The sequence below is a fragment of the Pseudomonas sp. PS02290 genome, from assembly GCF_029960075.1.
Taxonomy (GTDB): domain Bacteria; phylum Pseudomonadota; class Gammaproteobacteria; order Pseudomonadales; family Pseudomonadaceae; genus Aquipseudomonas.
Window position 1 is genome coordinate 18628 of the sequence record NZ_JASCOY010000066.1, and the last position, 10786, is coordinate 29413.

7 protein-coding genes, 2 tRNA genes and 2 pseudogenes are annotated in these 10786 nt (G+C 54.0%); 5 read left to right on the forward strand and 6 right to left on the reverse strand.

The features are described 5' to 3' along the window. Nucleotides 1-2: 2 nt before the first annotated feature. Complete coding sequence (locus QMX88_RS22000) at nt 3-2669, forward strand: excinuclease ABC subunit UvrA (RefSeq protein WP_282372350.1); 2667 nt, start codon at nt 3-5, stop codon at nt 2667-2669. Between the two features lie 46 nt (nt 2670-2715). Here QMX88_RS22000 and QMX88_RS22005 read toward each other — a convergent pair. After that, nucleotides 2716-2838 (reverse strand) — tRNA-OTHER (locus QMX88_RS22005). Between the two features lie 477 nt (nt 2839-3315). On the opposite strand from QMX88_RS22005, the gene QMX88_RS22010 reads away from it, so the two are divergent. After that, complete coding sequence (locus QMX88_RS22010; RefSeq protein ID WP_282372351.1) at nt 3316-4383, forward strand: DUF4062 domain-containing protein; 1068 nt, start codon at nt 3316-3318, stop codon at nt 4381-4383. A 551-nt stretch (nt 4384-4934) separates the two neighbouring features. Here QMX88_RS22010 and QMX88_RS22015 read toward each other — a convergent pair. Together QMX88_RS22015 and QMX88_RS22020 are read right to left on the reverse strand one after the other, a co-directional pair. Further along, nucleotides 4935-6098, reverse strand: coding sequence for a DUF6575 domain-containing protein (locus QMX88_RS22015; protein ID WP_282372352.1), 1164 nt, complete (start codon nt 6096-6098; stop codon nt 4935-4937). Next, on the reverse strand, nt 6085-6480 hold the full coding sequence (locus QMX88_RS22020; protein WP_282372353.1) for a hypothetical protein: 396 nt from the start codon (nt 6478-6480) through the stop codon (nt 6085-6087). The genes QMX88_RS22015 and QMX88_RS22020 overlap by 14 nt, the downstream gene beginning before the upstream one ends. Before the next feature lie 318 nt (nt 6481-6798). On the opposite strand from QMX88_RS22020, the gene QMX88_RS22025 reads away from it, so the two are divergent. Beyond that, nucleotides 6799-6933: a hypothetical protein gene (locus QMX88_RS22025; RefSeq protein WP_282372354.1), complete on the forward strand. Its 135-nt coding sequence runs from the start codon at nt 6799-6801 to the stop codon at nt 6931-6933. Between the two features lie 176 nt (nt 6934-7109). On the opposite strand, the gene QMX88_RS22030 is transcribed toward QMX88_RS22025, so the two are convergent. Both QMX88_RS22030 and QMX88_RS22035 read right to left on the reverse strand, forming a co-directional pair. After that, nucleotides 7110-7916, reverse strand: a complete 807-nt coding sequence (locus QMX88_RS22030) for a putative phage abortive infection protein (RefSeq protein WP_282372355.1) — start codon at nt 7914-7916, stop codon at nt 7110-7112. Nucleotides 7917-9293: 1377 nt separating this feature from the next. Further along, complete coding sequence (locus tag QMX88_RS22035; protein ID WP_282372356.1) at nt 9294-9449, reverse strand: hypothetical protein; 156 nt, start codon at nt 9447-9449, stop codon at nt 9294-9296. A gap of 26 nt (nt 9450-9475) precedes the next feature. Between QMX88_RS22035 and QMX88_RS22040 the strand changes: the two are divergent. Further along, nucleotides 9476-10192: pseudogene (locus QMX88_RS22040) on the forward strand (tyrosine-type recombinase/integrase); the annotation flags it as partial. An 81-nt stretch (nt 10193-10273) separates the two neighbouring features. Here the strand turns inward: QMX88_RS22040 and QMX88_RS22045 are convergent. After that, nucleotides 10274-10360 (reverse strand) — tRNA-Leu (locus QMX88_RS22045). A 231-nt stretch (nt 10361-10591) separates the two neighbouring features. Between QMX88_RS22045 and QMX88_RS22050 the strand changes: the two are divergent. Beyond that, nucleotides 10592-10786: pseudogene (locus tag QMX88_RS22050) on the forward strand (superoxide dismutase [Cu-Zn] SodC2); the annotation flags it as partial.

The following is a 10786-nucleotide window of genomic DNA, read 5'->3' on the forward strand; positions in this document are numbered from 1 at the left end:
CCATGACCACACCGCCGCACCTGACAGACGACGCCCGCCCTTCTTCCTTCACCGTAGATGCCGACCGTCCCGGATTCGTCCGGGTTCGCGGTGCCCGCGAGCACAATCTCAAGGACGTGGACGTCGACATCCCCCGCGACGCGCTGGTGGTGTTCACCGGCGTGTCGGGGTCGGGCAAATCCTCGCTGGCGTTCTCCACCCTGTACGCCGAAGCCCAGCGCCGCTATTTCGAATCCGTCGCGCCCTACGCCCGACGCCTCATCGACCAAGTGGGCGTGCCCGACGTCGACTCCATCGAAGGCCTGCCGCCCGCCGTTGCACTGCAGCAGCAACGGGGTACGCCGAGCACGCGCTCTTCGGTCGGCAGCGTGACCACCCTGTCCAGCCTGATCCGCATGCTCTATTCCCGCGCCGGCACCTATCCGCCGGGCCAACCCATGCTCTACGCCGAGGACTTCTCGCCCAACCTGCCCCAGGGCGCCTGCCCCGAGTGCCATGGCCTGGGCCGGGTCTATGAGATTCCCGAAGAACTGATGGTGCCGGACGATTCGCTGACCATCCGCCAGCGCGCTATCGCCGCATGGCCCTTGGCCTGGGGCGGTCAGAACCAGCGCGACATCCTCGTGACGCTGGGTTACGACGTCGACACCCCGTGGCGCGACCTGCCAAAAAAGGATCGCGACTGGATTCTGTTTACCGACGAACAGCCCAACGTACCGGTCTACGCCGGCCTGACGCCTGAAGAGACGCGTCTCGCGATCAAGCGCAAGGTCGAGCCGAGCTACCAGGGCACCTTCACCGGCGCCCGCCGCTACGTGCAGCACACCTTCGCCACCACGCAGAGCGCGCTGATGAAAAAGCGCGTCTCGCGGTTCATGCGCGGCAGCCCGTGCCCGTTGTGCGATGGCAAACGCCTGAAGCGTGAAGCCCTGTCGGTGACCTTTGCCGGCCTCGACATCGGCGAGCTGGCGCAGATGCCACTGCTGCGGCTGGCCGAGGTCTTGCGCCCCGTGGCAGCCGGCGTCTTCGATGATGAAGATCGCGACAGCGCTGTGCTGGATCGCGAGCAAATGGCCAAAGCGAAAAAAAAGCGCGTCACGGCAGGCGGTTCGGCCCACGACGCCGCCCCCGATGTACGGGCGACACCGAATTTGTCTGTCGAGAAGCGCCTCGCCGCTCAGCGCATTGCTCAAGACCTGTTGGCGCGGGTCAGCACCCTCACCGAGCTGGGGCTCGGTTACCTGGCGCTGGATCGCAGCACGCCGTCGCTGTCGTCGGGTGAATTGCAGCGCCTGCGCCTGGCGACACAACTAGGCTCGCAACTGTTCGGCGTGATCTACGTGCTGGACGAGCCGTCGGCGGGTCTGCACCCGGCGGACAGCGAAGCCCTGTTTACAGCGCTGCAGCAGCTCAAGGCGTCCGGCAATTCGCTGTTCGTCGTCGAGCATGACCTGGAAACCATGCGCCGCGCCGACTGGCTGATCGACGTCGGCCCCGCTGCCGGCGAGCATGGCGGGCACGTGCTGTACAGCGGCCCTCCCGCAGGCCTGGCCGAAATCGAGGCGTCGCAAACGCGGCGGCATCTGTTCGCCGAACACACGGAGTTGCGCGCCGCAAGAAGGCAGCCCACTGACTGGCTGCGCCTGGAAGGCATCACCCGCAACAACCTCAACGAACTGAGCGCAGCGTTTCCGCTGGGCTGCTTCACATCCGTGACCGGCATCTCCGGCTCGGGCAAATCAAGCCTGGTCAGCCAAGCGCTGCTGGAACTGGTGGGCGCGGAGTTGGGACGCCCGGTCGCGGAAGTCGAAGCGGAAGAATCCAGCCTCGAAGACGACGCGCCGCAACCCACCGGCGGGCACATCGCTGGCGGATTGAGCGCGATCAAGCGTCTGGTGCAGGTCGACCAGAAACCCATCGGCCGCACCCCGCGCTCCAACCTCGCGACCTACACCGGGCTGTTCGACAACGTGCGCAAACTGTTCGCCGCGACGCCCGATGCGCAGAAGGCCGGCTACGACGCCGGACAGTTCTCGTTCAACGTCGCCAAAGGCCGCTGCCCGGTGTGCGAAGGCGAAGGGTTTGTCAGCGTTGAGTTGCTGTTCATGCCCAGCGTCTACGCGCCCTGCCCAACCTGCCACGGCGCGCGCTACAACCCGGACACCCTGGCCATCAAATGGAATGGTTTGAGCATCGCCGACGTGCTGCAGCTGACGGTTGAACAAGCGGTGGACGTGTTCGCCGAACAACCCGGCGTGCTGCGTTCGCTGACGGTACTGCGTGATATTGGTCTGGGCTATCTGCGTCTCGGTCAGCCTGCGACTGAACTGTCCGGCGGTGAGGCTCAGCGCATCAAACTGGCGACGGAGCTACAGCGCAGTCAGCGTGGCGCCACGTTGTACGTGCTCGATGAGCCGACCACGGGCCTGCATCCGACGGATGTGGATAGGCTGCTGACGCAGTTGAATGCGTTGGTGGATGCAGGGCATAGCGTGGTGGTGGTGGAGCATGAAATGCGCGTGGTTGCCCAGAGTGACTGGGTGATCGACATCGGCCCGGGGGCCGGGGACAAGGGTGGGAATGTTGTGGCGTGTGGTACGCCTGAACAGGTTGCGGACGTGCCAGAGAGCCGGACGGCGCCGTTTTTGCGGAAGGTTTTGAGGGGGTGAAACGAAAAAGGCACTTGAGGTTGCTCTCAAGTGCCTTTTTTCAGAATGGTGCCCCGAGCCGGAGTCGAACCGGCACATCCTTTCGGACGACGGATTTTAAGTCCGCGCGTAAAGCTATATATTCCAAAACGTTAGGGTCGGTTTCGACCGTCAATTTGTGCAACTCGGCGTCCGCGCAGTCCTTTGTTTTTAAGTGAGGCAAATCAACTGTGGAATGATTTTCCACCCCTCTGCCGACCTAACCCAAACTTTCTTATGATCACCATGCTCTAGTCAATTTAGAGATGTCATCTGGTATGAGCCGAGTGCTTGTAACCCATTATCCTAACACCCATGGTGGAGGTGGCACGCCCGAACCACTTGCTTCACCTAAAAGGGATGCAAACTAAGGGTTTTAAAAACGCGAACTGTTATCGCTTGGCAATCGAAAAATGCGAGTTCCAGCTAAGGCTTTACGCCAAGGCCACGCGACCTGACAGCCCGTACTTGACGCGGGCTATCATCGCCCCACAAAGGTCGAGGCGGGGACAACCTTTGTACAGACGGGTGGAGCGGAGTGCCGGCGGGGAATTTGCTGTAGACGCCAGGATAGCGAAATAGTAGCTTTGCATTGGTATCATTCACCTGCCATGGACGAAACAACGTGATGAAGCGTAAGTTACAGGTTTTTGTATCAAGTACTTTTTTAGATCTAATATCAGAACGTCAAGCAGCCGTTAGTGCCATTCTAAAAGCTGGGCACATTCCAGCTGGCATGGAGCTTTTCACTGCCGGCGACAAGTCCCAAATGGATACAATAAAAAAATGGATTGATGAGTCCGATGCTTACATGCTGATATTAGGTGGACGATATGGCTCCATCGAGCCAATATCTGGCATCAGCTATACAGAGCTGGAATACGACTATGCCGTCGAGCAAGACAAGCCCCTTTTCGCTGTAGTTATTACAGAACCGTCTCTTGAGCTGAAAATAAAGGCGAATGGCACAACCTTTTTCGAAAAAGAACACCCTCAAGCGCTAAAATTGTTTAGAACCAAGGTTTTGAGCAATATCTCATCATTTTTCGATGATGAAAAAGACATCCGGTTGGCAGTTCACGAAAGTCTTTCCGATTTCGCATCCGGCAGAGAGCTAAAAGGGTGGGTGCGGGCGGACGAAATAGTCGATACCAAGCCCCTATTTGAAGAAATAAAAAAACTATCCGATGAAAACCAGAGACTTAAAGAAACACTGGCTGAGCAGGAAAAGAAAGCCATCTCTAACCGCACTAGCCAAGCGGACAACTTTGTAGAGATTACCAATATGATGAAATCTATAGATATCAAAATCCCAGCCAAGATAAACAATGGGAAGGACGCGAGCAGCAATCTTTTCAACATCTTCGTTGGCAATAGGGATACTCTTATAAGCGGTGTTACCAATGCGGCCAGTGGTAGCGACTTAGAAGCGTTCTTTTACTTCAACGTATGCCCAAAGCTCCAGGTTCATGGACTTGTGGAAAATGAGAAGGTTGCAGGAGTTCAGTACCGAAGATACGCGATTACAAAGTTCGGCTCCGAATTTCTCGCGGACCATGACCGGAGAGTGTTTAAATTCAAACAGGAGAAGATTAAATCCGAAGGCAAGGTTGCTAGCGCACCACCTTCTCCACCCGATCAACCGAAACCTGCAAAAAGAAATAAACAAAACACGACAAATACCTTAGACAAGTAAACCAGAACTGGGAGATAAATCCTGAATAGTGGCTCAGCACTGCTGCGGCGGCAGCAGTGGGAGCAGTGGGAGCAGCCTCGCCTTTCTCTATAAAATTTCTCAGATCGTTTTAATCGTCTGATAATCGGCGCACAGGGAAGTATTCGATTGATTTTCCGGAACAGAAAGTGTCATCACTTCAGAAGGGCAACGCAATCAGATCTGATAGCGCGGCCATCAATTGGCATATATCTCTGAGCTCGGCTCTGCAAGTACTCTTTATTTCGACAGGCATTGTTACGATAGCTGCGATCATATACCGACGGAGATTCAGCGCAGGTACTAAATGACCGCCTTGATAAGGCTGCCTCCTACAATTCATGCTTTGCTGGATTTTGCGGGGCTGACTAGCTCGCCCTGGGTATACAATTCTTTCAAAAGCAGACAATTGATTTGCAAATATACGCGTGGATCGAACTGAAATCACTCTATTGGGGGATTTTGCACACTAGTATCTTTCGGGCTCATTAGGTGCAGAAAACCCAGCGCGGTGCAGGGCATTGACCAGCTCCTTAGCGTTCTTTATCTGGGCCATCCGAGAGGACAATGGGGAAGTGCTGGATCCGCTTAAGCCTTAACTTTGTCAGTTCTTTCCCAGTGCCAAGCAACTCCACATGCTCCTCGCAAAAAAACTTGTACCGTCCGCCAATAACTATCCCTGATAGATCCACGTCATATAAGGGGTGTAAATCACCACTATATGTATCTGTATCACTTGAGATTCTCCAACTGCTACGGCGTCTGTCAGCAGATTCCACTAAACCAGTGAGCACAACGTCTTCAACACCAATATCGCCACGAGTACTGCACAGCTCAAGAACTCGCCTTATTGACGCCATACTCGTTTTGGGAACAGAGGAAGTTGCCCGAGTTGGGGATGCCCATGAATGACTTAAGGGGCAGTTATTTTCACTAAGGAAATCGAGAAGGCCAATCAACGACGATGCCGTATGACCTCTGACAGATTGAAGAAATTCAAGCGTCAAAGACTCATCATCAAGCCCATCTAGAAACCGATTCAAGCTTGTGAGAGCCATGGCTAATGCAGCATTGTCGCCAAAAATATCAGTGGTGCCACCCGCCATCATCTCAACTGTAAAAGATCCCGCCGCAAATCCCACAACGTCAACAGCGTAGGGTTCTTCAGAGCGCCCAATCGGCCGCCTATTTCGTTTCGATTCGAACCTAGCAAGATTTTTTAGGACGTTTTGGTAAATGCCAAGGAACCCTGCCAGAGTGACCGAACGAATACGCGTTGCCGTTTTAGATTCTGGTACCGAAAGCGACGCGTAGGCCACGGGTGCGTTTAGTTGTAAAGCTTTTTCGACCACTTCATCTTGTCCAGAACTAAAAAGCAAACCTGCATCTGGCAAAAGATTGGTAGGACAATTATCAAACTGCGCTAGAACAGCAGTCATCGGACTGAAAAAATCTACAGGCTGAAGCCAATAAAACTCAGCCGATTCCGGATCCGAAAATATCGTGCGTAGATCGAGGCGTTCCGTCTGCAGATAGAGCGCACGCTGACGAGAAATCGGGACGCATAAGAATCTTGGCCCTGTATCAGTTTCTTCGACCGCCATGCCAACGAATATCCCTTCAAGCTGGTCTGTCGCCAAAAATACTTGAGGATAATCATAATCTAGGAGCACGACGCCAAGGCTAAGCGCTTTCATCGTGACCTCCATTCTTTTTGGCAAATGACAAGGGGTCGCTACTGGAACTTCTCCACCAAGAATAGTGTGAAGCTTTCCCTGTTTTCTTGATCATTCCATGCTTTGGTGATAGGCAAAGCTCAAAAACTGTCTTCTCCCGGTGAGCAGGAAGTCCCTTAAGCTTCAAGCTGTCCGAGAGCTCACTGTGAACGGACACGGCGCGCGCGATGCACTCAGGCGCGTTGAAGATACTGTTGGGCAACAGCTCACGGTGGGACAGGAAATCTTCCTTGGTGGCCGTGGCACCGCGGCAGAGTCGGTAGCATACGAAATCTTCAGGCTCGAATGCATCGCTTGGTGGACACTGCTCCGGCAGGCTTTCGAACCAAATACTTGTATCCATACTTAGATGAGCTCCATGCGATTGAGGCGAATCATAGCTTTTTGATAAGAGAACCGCTAGGAAATGCGAGCATATGGATCTCTCGTAAAGCTTATCCATCTTACCCGGGAAGATTTGTCAGGAAGAGCCGCAGCGGCTGGAGCGAGAATCGGATGAGCGCACGGCGGCTATAGCTGTTGTGTCCGGGCCGCCGGCACCTACTCCACCAGCGCACTTAGTCGAACCGACTGTGCAGCGGGTCGCCTCCGCAGCGCCATCGGGGAAAGTGCCGCCGAAGCCAACGAAACTAGGGGCGAAAGTCACTGACCTGTGGCGCTGGTGAAAGCGGTTTACGAAGGCCGCGCCCCGCTTTCGGTACTGACCGTGAACCGTGGATCGCGGGACGACCTGATCCTCATTCACGGCGACGCATTCAGCATGGACTGCGGCGAGCTGAAGCAGGTGGCGGCATGATCAGCTTCAGCCTAAGCCCTGAGGCGCAAAAAACATGATCAGGTCCGCCGAACTGGAGGCGGCCGTGGCGGAGTTGTAAGAGCCGCAGCGTTTAAATTTTGCACAACACTTAGGATCTGGACGGTGTACACACTTTTGGAGATAAACTGATAGTCAGGATCGCGGAGATGATGACACTACGGCCTGGACATGTCTCGAATCTGATGCGCCTCGTCGTTATCCCCCAGTGAAGCCTTATCAATTTGAATAATGTGTTCCTTATCGAGCAGAAGCGACACATCCAAGTTATCAAATAGCGCATACATATTCGCAAAACGATTAAACTTTTTTCCTTTTTGACTCAAACAGTTGTAAAAAAGGAAAACCAGCTCATAGTCCGACATCAATGATCGTGCTACCGCACCTAGGTGTTTTTTTTGGTCTTCCTCAACACCGTCGATAAACCTAAATACAGAGTATGTACTCCGAAAGTAAAGACCCAAATCTCCTTGATGTGCTTTTAATATCTTTTGGTAGGCTTCTATACCTGCTTCAATCGAGGGTCCCTCTCTGGATGCCGACATCAGCTCGCTATATCTTACCCTAAGCTTTCGCTGCCAATCTCTAAAACAATCTCTACCCTGTATTGTGTGGGCATGTTCCCCCATCCGATGCAAATCAAAGCCCTGGATAACCTGCTGCTGCAAGTTCAGCATATTGTAGAACTGAGACTCAGCCTGCTGTTTTTTGTTTTGAACCTGACTCGCTTCTAAGTCTTTCCTTTGGTAGTACAGAGTTATCAGGACTCCGGAGAAAGCCAAACCTGAGAACAAAGCGTTTAGAGTTCCGAACGCGTCTCCAAATGTCCCGCTGCGAACCCCCGAGAGCTCTTTAACACCAAGACCATAACCCGTCAACAGAAATATAAAATAAGAGATATAAGTCACAATTATGGCAACAACACCTACGGCAATAATGCTGCCTGTACTGGGTGTGATTCTCATAGCAGATCCTCGCTTGATGAAAAGCTTCAATGATTCACCCTAAATACCTCACCTCTGCGTAAAATGCGAGCATCTAGAGGATGCAGCCGACCGGCTTGTGTGCAGGTGCAAGTATTAACAATGGCGACCAATGCTGTGATCAATCGACCCGGTGCTGCGGAGGATTACTCGGTCGCAAATGTGGTCCGACTCCAAATACACTCCACGATCGTCACAAGCTTACGTATAGCCCCCCAAGTCAATGCAGCACCGCCCAATCATCCTTGGTCGGATGCTCTGGCTCAATCGCGGCAGTGAGCCAGAGGCCGGCCGGCGTGTTGGTCGAGAATCGGGCTGCAGTCGAGGTGATCTTCACCCGACGCAGCGAAGTCGCAGCAGTATGTCGAGCCGTCGCACGCGCTATGTACAAAAGTTCATCAAATAAGCGGTATCACCGGTGTAGGATGGACGACGTAGAACACCTAAGGGTGCTCGGTTTGTTAATCGAACTAGACCGAATGCTCGTACTGCCTACCCAGGAAGCTATACAGCAAACTGCTCCCTGACTGGCGCTGCTGCAGCACATCGGCGCGCATATCCACTAGCGAGTGCACGACAAGCCGCACTGAATAGATTTGGTTAACCCGGCATGCGTCGTTAGAGTGAGTTAGATCGGCCTAAACCTTGAGCACAATCTCTAATGCCTAGGGTACGGAAGTGCAGTAAGTAGTGACGGCCTGGAAGAACGCACCTATAGATGCAGAGGCTGCAGCTAACTTATTCCATCGGTTCTGAAGCTCTGCGGTTGCATACACATCGAAGGTGCCATTTTTGTTTTTTTCAACTCTCGTACTCGTCCCCAGCGGGTAATTTCCAGGACGGAAGAGGACTTGAGCTGTCGCAGACCGCATCCAACAGAAACACGAAATGAGAGCAAATAGACAGGTGATGCCCGGTGCGGCGACTTTGAGTAACTGAGTCACGCTCTCGATTTCTACCAAAGAATCAAACTCCTTTTGTGCATTCGAGTGTTTTGAGGAGGATACCTTATATCGTTGAACAAACCGTGCATCGTATGCAAGTTTCGCTATGGCGCCGCCTCGGCAGTGGCAACGAAACTAGCGCTGTCCCGCTACTCCTGCAAGCATGACGCGCGTCATAAGTGGATTCTTCGCCAACGAGCATGAAGCCAACGGCGGTTTCTTACTGACTGAGAGGCCTGGCTCGACAGGTCGATCACGGTTTGTGTGACACGAAATACGGCGACGATATCATCAAACTTTCCAGCGCGAGCGTTATCTGGAAAATCAGTTTGGAGCCTCTTGCATCAAGCTGTCCAAGCGCCGGCGCCTCGACACCTAGGAGCAGCCAAGTGACGTAGTGGTATTCGGCTATACCTCATAGGAGCAGGATCGACTCAACACCTTCCGAGAGCGAAATCCTGATCGCGCTGTAATAGCGCCGCTGATTGATCGCGAGCTTGGCAAGGAAGGCTGCAAGGCGATGGTCGAACGAGCGGGCATCGAACTGCCCTTCATGTACCGACTTGGTCATGACAACGCCAACTGCATGGTTGTGTGGAGCCGCCCGGCCCACTCGACGAAATCGAGCCTCAGCACATCAAGCAGTACCTGCGCGAACGAGGTAAGAAGGCGCCGATCAGGGCGAATCGCGAGAAAGCCTTGATGAGTGCCATCTGGAACTTCGCAAGGGAGTACGGCTACACGAGTTTGGCCAACCCATGCGCCGGCGTTAAGGGTCACAAGGAAACTGGCCGGAGGGTTTACATTGAGGATGACGTTTTTGCCAGCGTCTACGAGAAGGGTTGCGCGCCGTTGCGCGACACCATGGACCTGGCTTATCTAACTGGGCAACGGATGGCTGACGTGCTCAAGATGGACGAGCGAGACATCGCCAGTGGCTACCTATCGATCCGGCAGAATAAGACGGCGGCGATGCAGCGTATGGAGGTGGCAGGTCTGCTGAAGGTGGTGCTGAAGCGCATTTCAGATCGCAAAGCTGCGCTAAAGGTCAGGTCGACAAAGTTGATCGTCACCATTGAAGGCGCGGCAGTGACCACCGCCATCCTCCGCAAGCGTTTCGATGATGCCAGGGAAGCTGCGGGGGTGCCAAAGGCTGACTTCCAGATGAGGGATCTTCGCGCCAAAGCAGGCACGGACAAGGCAGAAAGCAGTGACATCCTGCAGGCGAAAGACCAGCTGGGACACACCACCGTCGCCATGACGGAGCATTACATCAGGAAGCGAAAAGGCAAGAAAATCACCTCCACAAAGTGAATTGCGGAAAGAATTCTCGATTGCGGAAATTTGGAGACAAAAAAGGCGCTTCGGATTGCTCCGTAAGCGCCTGATTCTGAATGGTGCCCCGAGCCGGAGTCGAACCGGCACATCCTTTCGGACGACGGATTTTAAGTCCGGTGTGTCTACCAATTTCACCATCAGGGCGGTAGCACATATCAACCTCGACCTTCGCGAGCCATGTCGCGAGGCCTGCCGACAAGAGTGGGGAATATATACACCCTAAGCCCGGGAGGCAAGTTCAAAGCTTTCGGATTCAATTGGTTACGTTTGTTTACCGTCGCAATCTCGATACCTTGTCTATGCTCTCTCCCAGCGAAGGGTGACACGCTCGCGCAGCTGTCCTGCCCTTCTTTTGACAAACTGAATGAGGTGTCTATGAAATCCGCTTTGTGGCTTGGCCTGATTGGAGCATTTTCGGTGAGCGCTCAGGCGGCGTCGCTCAATATCCCAATGAACCTGGTGAGCGCCGACGGCGCCCCACAGCCTGTTGGCGAGGTCACTATCAGCGAGACCGCTTACGGCCTGGTGTTTACCCCCGAGCTGAAATCTTTACCTGCCGGCATTCACGGT

Excerpts from the sequence above, each read along its gene's own strand:
- QMX88_RS22000 (WP_282372350.1), top strand. The coding sequence starts at position 3 with ATGACCACACCGCCGCACCTGACAGACGACGCCCGCCCTTCTTCCTTC.
- QMX88_RS22010 (WP_282372351.1), top strand. The coding sequence starts at position 3,316 with ATGAAGCGTAAGTTACAGGTTTTTGTATCAAGTACTTTTTTAGATCTA.
- QMX88_RS22015 (WP_282372352.1), bottom strand. The coding sequence starts at position 6,098 with ATGAAAGCGCTTAGCCTTGGCGTCGTGCTCCTAGATTATGATTATCCT.
- QMX88_RS22020 (WP_282372353.1), bottom strand. The coding sequence starts at position 6,480 with ATGGATACAAGTATTTGGTTCGAAAGCCTGCCGGAGCAGTGTCCACCA.
- QMX88_RS22030 (WP_282372355.1), bottom strand. The coding sequence starts at position 7,916 with ATGAGAATCACACCCAGTACAGGCAGCATTATTGCCGTAGGTGTTGTT.
- QMX88_RS22035 (WP_282372356.1), bottom strand. The coding sequence starts at position 9,449 with ATGACCAAGTCGGTACATGAAGGGCAGTTCGATGCCCGCTCGTTCGAC.